Below are 13,153 nucleotides of genomic sequence, written 5' to 3' on the forward strand. Positions count from 1 at the left end.
TTCGGCGCACCCTGGCCGAGCGAAGGACGATCACGAACAGGCAGGTCTCCTGGCTCACGGGTCATCGCCGATGCGCGCCGCCTTCTCAGCCCGGTGAAAGGCCAATGGCGTGAGGCGCGCGGGCTCGCCGCTTACAGTTGCAGGGGCAGCCGGGGTTCACCCGTTCCCTTTTGATCCCCGGTCAGGGGGAACCTGTCGCGGCGCGCGCCCTAGCCGGGGGCGGGGCGTGGGTCAATCGGCCCCATCGTCGCCCCGGACCCTTCGGCAAGCTCAGGAGAGCCTTGATCCGGGGTCCCGCTTTCGACCAGTCGTACAAGAAGAAGCGGGGCCCCGGCTCAACGCCGGGGCGACGGCAGGTCAGAACTCCACGCCCGCCTGCGCCTTCACGCCGGCGCGGAAAGGGTGTTTGACCTGCGTCATCTCGGTGACCAGATCGGCGGCCGCGATCAGCGCGTCGGGGGCGTTGCGGCCGGTGACGACCAGATGCTTCATCGGTGCGCGCGCGGTCGCCACCGCCACCACCTCGTCGACCGGCAGATAATCGTAGCGCAGCACGATGTTCAGCTCGTCGGCGATCACCATCGCGATGTCGGGGTCGGCGAGCATCCGCTGCACCTCGTCCCACGCCGCGCGGGCACTCGCCACGTCGGCAGCGCGGTCCTGCGTGTCCCAGGTGAAGCCATCGCCCATCGTGCGGAACTCGATCAGCTCGGGGAAGGCGTCGAAGATCGCCTTCTCGCCGGTGGTCATCGCGCCCTTCACGAACTGGACGACGCCGACCTTCATCCCGTGCCCCATCGCGCGCACCGCCATGCCGAAGGCGGCGGTCGACTTGCCCTTGCCCGCGCCGGTGTGGACGATCAGCAGGCCCTTCTCGACGGTCTTGCCCTCCATCATCACACGGCGCGCGGCCTGCACGCGGCGCATCTTGTCGTTATGGCGGGCGTCGCGATCGTCGGTCATGCGCCGCTGGGTAGCGGCAAGATCACGCCTCGGCCAGCACCGCCGCGATCTCGGCGACCGACACGCCGAACACCGCCGCCAGCGCCTCGGGCGTCGCGCCGCGCGCGGCGAGCGTGCGGATGCGCGACGGGTCCTTGTCGGTGGCATAGTGACGGGTGTCGCGCTCGGTGCGTTGCTCGCCGGTGCGGGCGAGCGCGCCGGTGCTCTGACGACGGCGCGGGCGCGCGCCGCGTTCCTCGGCGAGCGTGGCGCGGCGCTGTTCCTCTTCGACACGGCGGGCGGTGCGCGCTTCCTCGCGCTGCCGCGACGCCGCCTCGCGGTCGACCGCGCGCTGTTCGGTGCGGGCGAGCGCGCTGGCGACCCGCTCCTGCGCGCGCCGCTCGCGCTCCTCGGCGCGGCGTGCCGCGCGCTCTTCCCAGTCGTTCATCGAGGGCCCTCATCGAAAGCGCGGCGTCAAAGCGCCGCGCGTCGATCAGGTCAAGTCAGCGCACGTCCTCGACCTGATCGAGATAGGCGCCATACCCTTCCGCCTCCATTTCCTCGCGCGGCACGAAGCGCAGCGCGGCGGAGTTGATGCAATAGCGCAGGCCGCCGCGATCGCGCGGCCCGTCCTCGAAGACATGGCCGAGGTGGCTGTCGGCCCCCGCCGAGCGCACCTCGGTGCGGACCATGCCGTGCGTGGCGTCGTGCAGTTCGGTGACGCGCGCGGCGTCGATCGGGCGCGTGAAGCTCGGCCAGCCGCAATGCGACTCATATTTGTCGGTCGAGGCGAACAGCGGCTCGCCGGAGACGATGTCGACATAGATGCCGGCGCGCTTGTTGCCGAGATATTCGCCGGTGCCGGGGCGTTCGGTGCCGCTCTGCTGCGTCACGTAGAATTGCTCCGGCGTCAGCTTCGCCAGTGCCTCTTCGGTCTTGGTATATTCGGTCATGCTCGTTCCTTTACAGCGGCGGAGCGGGGGATCGTCGCATAAGTAAGAAGCCGGGGCGTCGGTTTCACGGGGCGCCGATTCCGATCGGTTTACGGCCGAGTGGATCGGAAACGGACCCATCGACCGAAGGCGGCCTCGCCCGCTGCCGGCGGGTGCTGGGTGCGGCGCGATGCGCGCGAGCATGGCCCGGGCGGGAAGGCCAGCCCCGCGCTGCCCCATTTCCGGCGATCGGCGCGGCAATCGCCGCCATTCCTGCGGCGTCGTCGCGTTGACCGGCGGGCGGCGATCCGGTCCCCTAAGGCTCGAAATCGGGGGAGCCGGGGGCATGTCAGGGCTGGTGGACGCTGCCGCGGCGATGATGCGCATGTCATCGCAGCGGATCGACAATGCCGCGCAGAACGTGGCGAACGTATCGACGCCGGGCTACAAGCGGCAGGTGCGCAGCAGCGCGGCAATGAGCGAGCTGTTCGACGCCACGCTGGCGCGGATGCGCGTCGACCTGCGCGACGGCAAGCTGACCGAGACGGCACGCCCGTTCGATCTGGCGATCAGCGGCGACGGCTTCTTCGCGCTGCGCGCGGACGAGCGGATCGTCTATTCGCGCCAAGGTGCGTTCACGCTGGACCGCGACGGGCATCTGGTCAGCCCGCAAGGTTACGTCCTGCAACAGCGCGGTGGCGGCGACCTGACGATCGACGCCCGCGCGGCGACGGTATCCGCCGACGGGACGGTGCTGGACGGGACGCGGCCGATCGGGCGCGTCGCGGTCGTCAGGCAGCGCGCGGCCGCCGATCTGGTCGCGATCGACGGCGGCGTCTTCGCGATCGCGGAGGGAGCGGCCGAGACGATCGACACGCCGCTGGTGCGCGCGGGCGCGCTGGAGGCGTCGAACGTCTCGCTGGGCGACGAGATGGTCGGGATAATGGGCGCGATGCGCAGCGCCGAAACGGGCGCGCGGCTGATCCAGGTCTATGACGAATTGCTGGGCAAGGCGATCACCGCCTTCGGGCAGGCCGCGCGATGAGCGACGCCTTCTACGTCGGCGCGGTCGGGCTGAAGGCGCAGGAGCGCGCGCTCGACGTGATCTCGAACAACATCGCCAATGCCAATACGCCGGCATTCAAGCGCGCCGATGTGCGCTTCGCCTCGATCATCGCGACGCGCGGCGACCCGGACGTGCCGAGCGCAACGCTGACCGATCCGTTCGCGGCGGCCGGGGTGATGGCGCAGGCGGCGGCGGCGATCGACGAGGGCGGCGATCTGCAGGCGACCGGGCACGACATGGACGTGGCGGTGCAGGGGCGCGGCTTCATCGAGCTGATGGGGCCGGGCGGGCAGACGTTGTTGTGGCGCGGCGGCGCGCTGAAGATCGGCGAGGACGGGATGCTGGCGGCGGCGGCGAGCGGCTATCCGCTGAAGGCCGCGATCACCGTGCCGCAGGACGCGGGCCGCCTGACGATCGGCGGTGACGGGATGGTGCGCGCGGTGACCGGCACCGACGCCGCGCCGGTCGAGGTCGGGCAGATCATGCTGGTGACGCCCGAGGACATCGGGGCGCTCGGCGCGCTCGACGGCGGGCTGTACCGGGTCGAAGACGAGGGCCGGCTGCGCGCCGCCGCGCCGGGCGAGGACGGGACGGGCACGTTGGTGCAGGGCTCGGTCGAACGTTCGAACGTCGAGATGTCGAGCGAGATGGTGCAGTTGATGCTCGTTCAGCGCGCCTATGCCGCCAATGCGCAGATCGTGCAGGCGGCCGACCAGTTGATGGCGATCGCCAACGGGCTGCGCCGGTCGTGATCGACGTGACGCCGGTGGCGGTGCGCCTGCCCGATGCGACGATCCGGGTGCGCGACGTGCGGCCCGAGGTGCGCGGGGCGGCGGGGGCGGTGGCGATCGCGCGGCTGCCCGCCGGACGAAGCGAAATCGTGCTGAGCGGGGCGGCGCTGGCGGCACTGATGCGTCGTGCGGTGCCGGGCGTGTCGGCGCAGTCGGTGCAGGCGACGCGCTTTCGGCGGACGATCGCGGCGCGGGTTCCTGCGCCGTCGTTCGTGCCTGAACGGCCGGCGGTGACGGCGGGCGAGGCGCTGACGCTTGTCGCGCGCAACGGCGTGGTGACGGTGGAGCGCCGCGTCACCGCGCTCCAGCCGGCGCGGGCCGGCGGGCGGGTCTTCGTGCGTGACGGCGCGGGGCGGGTGTTCGCCGCGCCGGTGCAGAGTGAAGCGCGATGATCGCGATCCTGTGCCTGCTTGCCGCGCCGCTGGCGGAGGACATCTATCGCCCCGGCAATTGGTCGGCGATGGGCAGCGATCGCAAGGCGAGCGTCGCGGGCGATCTGCTGACCGTGCTCGTCTACGAGACGGCGGAATCCAGCAATGCGACGCGCAGTGACTCGAAGCGGAGCACGCAGCTTGGAGGGCAGATCGCGGGTGGCGGGGTCGACGAGCGCGGCGCGCTGCAATTCGGCGGCGGGCATAGCGGCGGCGGCGCGGTGACGCGCAGCGACCGGCTGGTCGCGCAGATCACGGTCAGCGTGCAGCGCGTGCTGGCCAACGGTGACCTGTGGGTCGCGGGGCGGCAGGCGATGCGGCTGAACGGCGAGGCGTCGACGATCGGGATCGAGGGGCGGGTGCGGCCCGAAGACGTGCGCGGCGACAATCGCGTGCTGTCGTCCCGGATCGCGGATGCGCGGATCCTGTACGACGGCAAGGGCTTCGTCGCGGGGAGCGCGAAGCCGGGACCTGTGCAGCGGCTGTTCCGCTGGCTGGGGCTCGCCTGAGCGATGGCGCGGATCGTTCCTCTCGCACTGGCGGCGCTGCTGGTGACGGCGGCCCCCGCGTCGGCGACGCCGGTGCCGCTGAGCGGGCTGGGCCGGTTCCATGGTTGGCGCGACAATGCGCTGATCGGCTATGGCCTCGTCACCGGACTGGCGGGATCGGGCGACACGCGGCGCAACGCGGTGACGCGGCAGACCTTGCGCAACGTGCTCCAGCGGCTGGACACCACCGTCGCCGACGAGGAGATCAACAGCCGCAACGTCGCGGTGGTGATCGTCACCGCGACGTTGCCCGCCTCCGCCAATGTCGGTGACCGGTTGACGATCGCGGTGTCGTCGGTCGGCGATGCGCGCAGTCTGGCGGGGGGTACGCTGTTGATGACGCCGCTGCTGGGGCCGGACCAGCGGACCTATGCGCTGGCGCAGGGACCGGTGCTGGCGGGCGGATACGACTTCAAGAACGACCTGAACCGCACGCAGCGCAATTTCCCGACGACCGCGATCCTGGAGGGCGGCGCAACCGTCGAGACCGCGGTCGACGCGCAATTGCTGGGGAGCGACGGCAGCGTCGGCTTCGTGCTGAGCGAGCCGAGTTTCGAGGGCGCGACGCGGATCGCGGCGGCGGTCAACGACCGGCTGGGCGGCGGAGTGGCCAGCGTGCGCAACGCCGACGAGGTGCGGATCGCCTTCCACGGCGACCGCGCGCAGTTCGCCGGCTTCATGGCGCGGCTGGAGCAGGTGGCGGTCGAGCCAGTGCGTATCCCGCGCGTCGTCATCAACGAACGCACCGGCACGATCGTGGCGGGCGGCGACGTGCGGATCAGCAGCGTGGTGATCGCGCAGGGCGACCTGAAGGTGACGATCACCGGCGAGCGCAGCGCGTCGCAGCCCGGCTTCCTGAACGGCTTCGCCAGCGATTTCGACAATGTCGGCAGCCTGGTGGTGACCAACAGCAAGCTGACCGTGGAGGACCGCGCGCATGACACCGTCGTCAGCTTCCCGAACACCACGGTCGCCGATCTGGTGCAGGGGCTGTCGCGCGCGCGGGTCGATACGCGCGGCATCATCAGCGTGTTGCAGGCGATCAAGGCGGGCGGGGCGCTGCACGCCGCCATCCTGGTGCAATAGGGGAGACGAAGCGGTGGAACCGATCTCGGCGGCGTTGCTCGCCAAATCGCTCGACGGGCTGGCGATGCGGATGGACGTGACCGCGGCGAACATCGCCAATGCGGGATCGCCCGGCTTTCGCGCCTCGCGGGTGACGTTCGAGGATAGCCTGCGCAGTGCGGCGGCGCACGGGCCGGCGGCGATCGCCGCAGTGACGCCGCGTATCGAGGCGGCGGCGGTGGCGCGCTTCGCCGACGAGCCGCGCACCGACCTCGACCTCGATACCGCAGCGGCGACCGCCGGGCGCTATTCGGCGATGGTCGAGATCATGGCGCGCGAACTGGACATCGCGCGCACCGCGATCGCCGGAGGCCGGTGATGAGCGAGGCGATGGCGATCAGCCGTTCCGGGCTGGATGTCGAATGGCAGCGGCTCCAGATCATCGCGCAGAACCTGGCGAACATGAACACCAGCCGCACCGCGTCCGGCGCGCCGTATCGCGCGATGCGCGTGATCTCCGGGCCGGACGCGACCTTCGCCAACGCGCTGGCGCGGTCGGGCGGGGCGCGGGGCGTGAAGGTGCTGGGGGTCGAGGCCGTGCCGGGCGCGCGGCGGCGGGTGTATGATCCGACCGATCCGGCGGCGGGGGTGGATGGCTTCGTCGACCTGCCCGCGATCGATCAGGCGGGCGAGATGACGCTGCTGATCCGAGCGTCGCGTGCCTATGAGGCGAACCTCGCCGCGCTGTCGATCGAGCGGCAGATGTATGCCCGCGCGCTCGAACTGGGGCGGGCATGATGGCGCCGGTGGGAGCGATCGAGGGCGTGCTGGCGACGCCGCCGGTGCTGACGACGCTGGGCACCCAGCCGCCGGTGGCGGCGCCGGGCGGGCCGGGGTTCGCCGACCTGCTCGCCGCGGGGATGCGCGGGGTGGAGAGCAAGGTGGCGGCGGCGGATGATCTGGTGCGGCGCTTCACGCTGGAGGACGGCGTGCCGGTGCATCAGGTGACCTTCGCGCTGGCGGAGGCGCGGCTATCGGTCGAACTGGCGATGCAGGTGCGCGGGCGATTGCTCGACGGCTATCGCGAACTGATGACGATGCAGTTGTGAGCGACGATCCCGCCCCCGCGCGGCGACCCTCGCCAAGGGTGATCGCGATCCTGTTCGCGCTGCTCTTCGGCGCGCTGGCGATCGGCTATTTCCTGTTCCTGTGCGTCGGGTACGTGCCGGTGTTCACACAGCTTCGCCCCGGCGACGTCGCGGCGGTGGTCGCGCAGCTCGATGCCAAGGACATCGCCTATCGGCTGGCGGACGGCGGCACCAGCGTGCTGGTGCGCGAGGATCAGGCCGATGGCGCGCGGGTGGCGGTGGCGGGATCGGATGTCGCGCTGAAGGGCGGGGTCGGGTTCGAGCTGTTCAACAAGTCCGACATGGGGCTGACCGACTTCGCGCAGCGCATCAACTATCAGCGCGCGTTGCAGGGCGAGCTGGAACGCTCGATCATGCTGATCGCGGAGGTGGAGAGCGCGCGCGTGCATCTGGCGGTGCCCGAGCGCACGATCTTTCGCGCCGAACGTCGCAACGCCAAGGCGGCGGTGGAACTGGTCATCAAGCCCGGGCGCAGCTTCGACGCGACCCGCGTGGCCGGGGTGCAGCAGCTCGTCGCCTTTGCGGTGCCGGATCTGACCGCGGGGGATGTGGTGGTGCTGGACGGCAGCGGGCGCGTGCTGAGCGCGAGCGCCACCGATGCGCCCGATCTCTCGCCCGAGGCGGAGGAGCAGCGCAGCGTGCGCGGTTATTACCGGGCGCGGGTGCGCGCGGCGCTGACGCAGGCGCTGCCGGGAGTCGAAGCCGACGTCACGGTCGCGGCGCTGGGCGACGGCGCGGCGGGATGGAGCGAGGGCGAGGCGCGACGCAATTTCCGGCTGCGCGTGATCGTCGCGACTCCGGCACCGCTGAATGGCGAGGATGCCGCCGTCGCGCGCGAGACGATCGCGCGCGCGGTGGCGCTGGACGAGACCGCCGGAGACGAACTGGTGTTCCGCGTCGGCGTCGGGCCTTCACCGGTGGTGGCAGCGGCGGCGGGGACCGTGGCCGCGCCCGCTCCCGACGCGAACGCGCCGGCCCGGGCGTCGATCGACTGGACGCCGGTCGGCATCGCGTTCGGTGCGCTGCTGGTGCTGGGGGGCGGTATGGCGGTGGTGCGGCGGCGTCGGGCGCGACGGTTGAGCGATGGCGAGCGCGCGGCGATGGTCGCGCGGGTGCGGGCCGCGCTGGCCCCCGGCGATGCGGCGGCCTGAGATGCTGGGCGCGCTCGTGAAGGAACTGGCGGCGCTGCCGCGCAGCGATCGGGAGGCGATCCTCGCGGCGCTCGACGAGTCCGAGCGCGAGCGCGTGCGGGCGGCGTTGCGGGACGATCTGCCCGAGCCCGCAGGGCCTCACTCGGTGTGGATGACCGCGCTGATCGCCGCGGCGGACAGGGCCGAGGACGGCATGACCGCCGCGGCGCGGGCGGCGCTGCTGGCGGCGACCGGGCGCGTCGCGCAGGGCGAGCGGACGGCGGGGCGATCGCTGTTGCAGGCGGCGGGTAGCGCCTTTGCGGCGGGGCATGGGCGATGAGCGGGCTGATCAAACACGAACTCGCCGGGCTGGCGGTGGACCGCCTGCCGCGCGGTGCGGTGGTGGAGCGGGTGGCGGCGCGCGATCCATCGGTGGTGGCCCTGGAGGAGCGCGTCGCGGCGCTCGAGGCACTGCTGGCGGCCGAGCGGCTCGCCGCGGAGCGCGCGGCGACGGCGGCGCGGGAGGCGATCGCCGAGGCGCGACGCGCCGGCCGGAGCGAGGCGGTCGCCGACGAACAGCGGCGCCTGCAGCTGCTCACGGAGGGAATTGCAGCGGCGGAGGCAGCGTGGCGCGAGCGGCTGGATGCTACCGACCGGCTGGCGGCGCAATTGGCGGCACTGGTGCTGTCGCGAATGTTCGGCGCCTGCGACGATTGGGCGGAGCCGGTCATGCGCGCGCTGGCGGAGCAGGTCGTGAAGATCGGCGCGCACGCGATCGTGGCGGTGACGGTCAGCGCAGGCGACTTCGCCGACGACGCGGCGCTCGCCGCGGCGGTCGCGCTGCCCGCCGCGACCGTGACGCGCGACGCCGCGCTGCCGGCGGGGGCGTGCCGGATCGCGCTACGGCTGGGGCGGGTCGAGATCGATCCCGCGCGGCAATGGGCGGCGTTCGAGGCTGCGCTTCGCGAACTCGGGGGGGCGGCATGACGCAGCACGCGTTCCTCGACCGGCTGGCGGACGTGCGCAGCGTGGTGGCGTTCGGGCGCGTCGATGCCGTCGGCGCCGGGCATCTCCATGCCGATGGGCCGGAGGTGGCGCTGGGCACGCTCTGCACGGTCGATGCCGGGCGTGGGCGGGCGGTGGTTGCCGAGGTGGTGGCGGCGCGCGACGACGGCATCACGTTGGTGCCGCTGGAGAGCGCAGGGGCATTGCGGCTGGGCGCACGGGTGACGGCGGCGCTCGGCCAGGGTGGATGGCCGGTCGGTGACGGGTTCGCCGGGCGCGCGGTCGATGCCCTGGGGCGGCCGATCGACGGGGGCGGCGCGATCGCCGCCGCGGCTCGCACGACGGGGAGCGGCCCGGCGGCGCTCGACCGGATCAATCCTTCGCAGGTGCTCGTCACCGGCATCCGCGCGATCGACGGATTGCTGACACTGGGCTTCGGGCAGCGCGTCGGCGTGTTCGCGGCGAGCGGCGTGGGCAAGACCAGCCTGGTCGAACAACTCGCGCGGCAGATCGAGTGCGACCGCTGCATCCTCTGCCTGGTCGGCGAGCGCGGGCGCGAGGTGTCGGGGCTGTGGGAGATGACCGCCGCCCGGCGCGCGCGGTTCACGTTGGTCGCGGCGACCTCGGACGAGAGCCCGGTGATGCGGGCGCGGGCGGTCGAGCAGGCGTTGGCGCTGGCCGATTACTGGCGCGGGCGCGGCGAGCATGTGCTGCTGTTCATCGACTCGGTCACGCGGCTGGCGATGGCGCTGCGCGAGATCGGGCTGGCGGCGGGTGAGCCGCCTACCGTGCGCGCCTATACCCCGAACGTCTTCGCGGCCTTGCCACAGGTGGTGGAACGCTGCGGCGCGGTGCGCGGGCAGGGCGCGATCACTGCGATCATGACGGTGCTGGCCGAAACCGACGAGGTCGATGATCCGATCGTCGAGGTGATGAAGTCGCTGCTCGACGGGCACATCATCCTGTCGCGCGCGCTGGCCGATCAGGGGCATTTCCCGGCGATCGACGTGACGCGCAGCGTCAGCCGGCAGGCGGCAAGGCTGGTGGCGCCCGATCATGCGGCGGCGATGCGGACGATCGTCGCGCTGCTCGCCGATCACGAGGAAAACCGGCTGATGATCGAGACGGGCGTGTATCGCGCCGGATCGAACGCGCGCATCGACCGCGCCGTGGCGGCGCGCGAGCGGCTGGCGGGGTTCCTGCGGCAAGGTGCCGATGAAGTGGTGGCGTTCGCGGCGACGATGCAGGCGGTCAAGGCGGGGGCGGCATGACGGCGCGGGGGCAGCGCCACCGCCTGCGCGCGGTGCAGCGGTTGCAGGCGGTCGCGTGCGATCTGGCGGTGCGCGACCATGCCGCCGCGGGACAGGCAGTGGCCGACGCAGAAGCGGCGGTGACGCAGGCGGCGGCGACGGCGCAGGCTGGCGCGGCGGATTGGTATCGGGCGCGGGCAGGCGGCTGCTTCGATTCGCAGCGCGACATGGTGCTGGCGGCGGCGCTGCTGACGGCCGAGGAGCGGGTGGCAGCGCGCGGGGACGACGTGGCGCGCGCGCAGGCGGCGCTGTCACGCGCGACGGACGGCTGGCGTGCGGCCGAGGGGCGGCGGCGTGCCGCTGACGCAATGGCGCGGCGGCTGCGGCAACAGGAGACGCGGGCGCAGGAAGAGGCGGTGGCCGATCTGATGTTGACGCGGCTGCTGCACCGGAGGCGGGGATGATGCGGGTCGATCAGAACATGGTCGCGGCCGGGCGCATGGCGGCGGCCGTGCCGCCGGTCGACGGCGCGGTGGCGGACGGGCGATCGTTCGCCGACTGGCTGGCAAGCGCCGGGCCGGATGACGGGCTGACCGACGATGCGGAGCGACCGTTCTCGAACGGCACGATGCGCGCGGCGGCGCAGCGGTTCGATGCGGAGGGCTTGCTGGAGACGGGAACGGTGCCGGCAGCCGGGGGAGCGAACGTCGAGGTGCTGGAGACGGCGGATGCCGTACAGGTCGCCCCGCCCCCGGCGGTCGCGCCCGCGGTCGCGACGGTCGCTGCTCTTGCGATCTATGCGGCGCTACCTTCGTCACCGATCCCGAGCGCGACGGTGCGGGAGGATCATGCCGCGGCCACGCTTCCGACCATGCCGGTGACCTCTGCGACGCATAGCGTGCCGGTAGCGCGCACGGGCATGGCGACGCCGATGGTGACGGCCCAACCGCTGCGCTTCGCCGCAATCGCGTCCGAGCCGGCCGCCACCGTGCGGCGAACGCGCGAGCCGGCCACGCCTGCCGTGCAGGTCACGCTGACCGAGGCCGAGAACGGCGTCACCGTCGCGATCGCCGGCGATGTCGCGCGCGAGGAGGAGGCGGGGGTGCAGCAGGCGGTGCGGCGGCTGCTCGCGCGACACGGGCTGACGCTCGGCGACATGCGGTTCGTGCGCCGGGTCGGCGGCGGGCGACAACTGGGGGAGAGATGATGCAGGCGATTTCCGCGACCACGCCGGTCGGCACCAGTGGCGCGAGCAGCGGGACCACGCAGGCGGCGGCGACCAACGCGTTCGGGCTCGGCTTCGATTCGCTGCTGAAGATCATCCTGACGCAGCTCACCTATCAAGACCCGCTGAAGCCGATGGACAATTTCCAGTTCGTCTCGCAGCTCGCGCAATTCTCGCAGATCCAGATCGGGCAGACCGGCAATGACCGGCTCGCCTCCCTGGTCGCGGCGCAGGCGACGATGCAGGCGGCCGGGCTGTTCGGGCGGACGATCGACCTGCTGGCGGACGGCGCGACGGTGAGCGGCAAGGTGACCGCGGTGGCGCTGGCATCGGGCGAACCGAAGCTGACGATCGAGACCGACGACAAGCGCACGATCGCCGGGCTGGCGCTCGGCAGCGTCTCGCAGATCCGGTAGAAGGGAAACAATCGATGTTCGGCTCGATCTATATCGGCCTCAGCGGGCTTGCCGCCTATTCGCGCGGGCTTCAGCAGATCAGCAACAACGTCGCCAACCTGAACGCGCAAGGGTTCAAGGGCTCGACCGTCTCCTTCGAGAACGTGCTGGGGGCGAGCGGCGGGTCGCGCGACGGCACCAGCACCGCGGGCGGCAGCGGGGTGCGCGGCGCGGCGAGCCGGCTCGACTTCAAGCAGGGCGAGCTGAAGCAGACCGACCGCGACCTTGATCTGGCGATCCAGGGCAATGGCTTGCTGATGCTGCTGCGCGGTGACGAGGTCGCCTATACGCGCACCGGCAGCTTCGAGGTCGACCGGCAGGGGCGGATCGTGCTGTCGGGCACCGAATATCAGCTCGCGACGCGCGATGCCTCGGGGCTCGCCAGGCCGGTGTCGGTCGATCTGTCGCGCACCAGCGCGCCGAAGGCGACGGGCAAGGTGACGTTCGCGGACAATCTGTCCGCCGATCTCGACACCGCCAAGCCGCTCGCGATCGGCGACATCGCGGTCTACGACGCCAGCGGCGGCAAGCATGTGTGGACCGCGACCTTCACGCGCGAGACGAGCGGCACCGGCACGGCGCGCAACTGGTCGGTCAAGGTGACCGACGACAAGGGCGCGACGATCGATACCAAGACGCTGACGTTCAACGGCGGCATCGTCGATCCGGCGACCGCGAAGCTCGACTTTACCGACGCGGGCTCGGGCGCGACGGTGAGCTTCGATTTCCCTAGCGGGGTCACGTCGTTTGCCGGCGGATCGGTGTCGACGCTGCGGGTCGCCGCATCGGACGGCTATGAGACCGGGACCTACACGACGCTGGGCATCAACGCCGCGGGCGAGATCGAGATCGGTTACTCCAATGCGCAAAAGCAGGCGCTGGGCAAGGTCGCGATCGTCGACTTCCGCAACAGCGCCGACTTGCAGCAGCGGGCCGGCGGTCTGTTCAGCGCGAACGCCGATGCGACGCGCGAGGTGCTGGCCAGCGGCGATCCGCGCGTCGGGACGATCCAGTCGCGGCGGCTGGAAGCGTCGAACGTCGACCTGACGCTCGAATTCTCCGACCTGATCCTGGTCCAGCGCGGCTTTCAGGCGTCGTCGCAGATCATCAGCGTGTCGAACGAGATGATCCAGCAATTGTTCGGCATCCGCGGGCAGGGTTGACG

Annotated in this window: 19 protein-coding genes and 1 riboswitch; of the genes, 16 read left to right on the forward strand and 3 right to left on the reverse strand. The window is 71.8% G+C overall.

What is annotated here, in order from left to right; translation table 11 throughout:
- Positions 1-22 precede the first annotated feature (22 nt).
- Positions 23-211, reverse strand: a riboswitch (cobalamin riboswitch).
- A 146-nt stretch (positions 212-357) separates the two neighbouring features.
- The 3 genes from cobO to msrB are packed head-to-tail and all read right to left on the reverse strand — an operon-like array spanning position 358 to position 1,895.
- Positions 358-963: a cob(I)yrinic acid a,c-diamide adenosyltransferase gene (gene cobO / locus PGN16_RS15085; RefSeq protein WP_335310185.1), complete on the reverse strand. Its 606-nt coding sequence runs from the start codon at positions 961-963 to the stop codon at positions 358-360.
- Between the two features lie 22 nt (positions 964-985).
- Positions 986-1,390, reverse strand: a complete 405-nt coding sequence (locus PGN16_RS15090; RefSeq protein WP_335310186.1) for a hypothetical protein — start codon at positions 1,388-1,390, stop codon at positions 986-988.
- Between the two features lie 55 nt (positions 1,391-1,445).
- Positions 1,446-1,895, reverse strand: coding sequence for a peptide-methionine (R)-S-oxide reductase MsrB (msrB, locus tag PGN16_RS15095; protein ID WP_335310187.1), 450 nt, complete (start codon positions 1,893-1,895; stop codon positions 1,446-1,448).
- A 325-nt stretch (positions 1,896-2,220) separates the two neighbouring features.
- On the opposite strand from msrB, the gene PGN16_RS15100 reads away from it, so the two are divergent.
- The 16 genes from PGN16_RS15100 to PGN16_RS15175 are packed head-to-tail and all read left to right on the forward strand — an operon-like array spanning position 2,221 to position 13,151.
- Positions 2,221-2,919, forward strand: coding sequence for a flagellar hook-basal body protein (locus tag PGN16_RS15100; protein WP_335310188.1), 699 nt, complete (start codon positions 2,221-2,223; stop codon positions 2,917-2,919).
- Positions 2,916-3,692 carry a flagellar hook-basal body protein gene (locus PGN16_RS15105; RefSeq protein WP_335310189.1) on the forward strand — a complete coding sequence of 259 codons (777 nt, stop codon included), beginning with the start codon at positions 2,916-2,918 and terminating at the stop codon, positions 3,690-3,692. Before PGN16_RS15100 ends, PGN16_RS15105 begins: the two co-directional genes overlap by 4 nt.
- Positions 3,689-4,123: a flagella basal body P-ring formation protein FlgA gene (locus tag PGN16_RS15110; RefSeq protein WP_335310190.1), complete on the forward strand. Its 435-nt coding sequence runs from the start codon at positions 3,689-3,691 to the stop codon at positions 4,121-4,123. The genes PGN16_RS15105 and PGN16_RS15110 overlap by 4 nt, the downstream gene beginning before the upstream one ends.
- Positions 4,120-4,671 (forward strand): flagellar basal body L-ring protein FlgH, encoded by a 552-nt coding sequence (locus PGN16_RS15115; protein ID WP_335310191.1) that lies wholly within the window; start codon positions 4,120-4,122, stop codon positions 4,669-4,671. Before PGN16_RS15110 ends, PGN16_RS15115 begins: the two co-directional genes overlap by 4 nt.
- Positions 4,672-4,674: 3 nt before the next feature.
- Positions 4,675-5,796, forward strand: a complete 1,122-nt coding sequence (locus PGN16_RS15120) for a flagellar basal body P-ring protein FlgI (RefSeq protein WP_335310192.1) — start codon at positions 4,675-4,677, stop codon at positions 5,794-5,796.
- Between the two features lie 13 nt (positions 5,797-5,809).
- Entirely contained in the window at positions 5,810-6,154 is a 345-nt protein-coding gene (locus PGN16_RS15125) for a flagellar basal body rod protein FlgB (protein WP_335310193.1), read from the forward strand.
- The gene (gene flgC, locus PGN16_RS15130) at positions 6,154-6,573 is read left to right on the forward strand and encodes a flagellar basal body rod protein FlgC (RefSeq protein WP_028967831.1); all 420 of its coding nucleotides are present in this window, start codon (positions 6,154-6,156) and stop codon (positions 6,571-6,573) included. The genes PGN16_RS15125 and flgC overlap by 1 nt, the downstream gene beginning before the upstream one ends.
- Positions 6,573-6,884 (forward strand): flagellar hook-basal body complex protein FliE, encoded by a 312-nt coding sequence (locus PGN16_RS15135; protein WP_335310194.1) that lies wholly within the window; start codon positions 6,573-6,575, stop codon positions 6,882-6,884. Before flgC ends, PGN16_RS15135 begins: the two co-directional genes overlap by 1 nt.
- Positions 6,881-8,074, forward strand: coding sequence for a flagellar basal-body MS-ring/collar protein FliF (fliF, locus tag PGN16_RS15140; RefSeq protein WP_335310195.1), 1,194 nt, complete (start codon positions 6,881-6,883; stop codon positions 8,072-8,074). The genes PGN16_RS15135 and fliF overlap by 4 nt, the downstream gene beginning before the upstream one ends.
- The gene (locus tag PGN16_RS15145) at positions 8,061-8,393 is read left to right on the forward strand and encodes a hypothetical protein (RefSeq protein ID WP_335310196.1); all 333 of its coding nucleotides are present in this window, start codon (positions 8,061-8,063) and stop codon (positions 8,391-8,393) included. The genes fliF and PGN16_RS15145 overlap by 14 nt, the downstream gene beginning before the upstream one ends.
- On the forward strand, positions 8,390-9,040 hold the full coding sequence (locus PGN16_RS15150; RefSeq protein ID WP_335310197.1) for a hypothetical protein: 651 nt from the start codon (positions 8,390-8,392) through the stop codon (positions 9,038-9,040). The genes PGN16_RS15145 and PGN16_RS15150 overlap by 4 nt, the downstream gene beginning before the upstream one ends.
- A complete protein-coding gene (locus PGN16_RS15155) occupies positions 9,037-10,329 on the forward strand; it encodes a FliI/YscN family ATPase (protein WP_335310198.1) in 1,293 nt (430 codons plus the stop codon). Before PGN16_RS15150 ends, PGN16_RS15155 begins: the two co-directional genes overlap by 4 nt.
- The gene (locus PGN16_RS15160; RefSeq protein ID WP_335310199.1) at positions 10,326-10,772 is read left to right on the forward strand and encodes a hypothetical protein; all 447 of its coding nucleotides are present in this window, start codon (positions 10,326-10,328) and stop codon (positions 10,770-10,772) included. The genes PGN16_RS15155 and PGN16_RS15160 overlap by 4 nt, the downstream gene beginning before the upstream one ends.
- Positions 10,772-11,515: a hypothetical protein gene (locus PGN16_RS15165; protein ID WP_335310200.1), complete on the forward strand. Its 744-nt coding sequence runs from the start codon at positions 10,772-10,774 to the stop codon at positions 11,513-11,515. Before PGN16_RS15160 ends, PGN16_RS15165 begins: the two co-directional genes overlap by 1 nt.
- Complete coding sequence (locus PGN16_RS15170) at positions 11,515-11,949, forward strand: flagellar hook assembly protein FlgD (protein ID WP_335310201.1); 435 nt, start codon at positions 11,515-11,517, stop codon at positions 11,947-11,949. The genes PGN16_RS15165 and PGN16_RS15170 overlap by 1 nt, the downstream gene beginning before the upstream one ends.
- Positions 11,950-11,963: 14 nt before the next feature.
- Complete coding sequence (locus PGN16_RS15175) at positions 11,964-13,151, forward strand: flagellar hook protein FlgE (RefSeq protein WP_335310202.1); 1,188 nt, start codon at positions 11,964-11,966, stop codon at positions 13,149-13,151.
- Positions 13,152-13,153 lie beyond the last annotated feature (2 nt).

The sequence above is a fragment of the Sphingomonas phyllosphaerae genome, assembly GCF_036946485.1.
Taxonomy (GTDB): domain Bacteria; phylum Pseudomonadota; class Alphaproteobacteria; order Sphingomonadales; family Sphingomonadaceae; genus Sphingomonas; species Sphingomonas phyllosphaerae_E.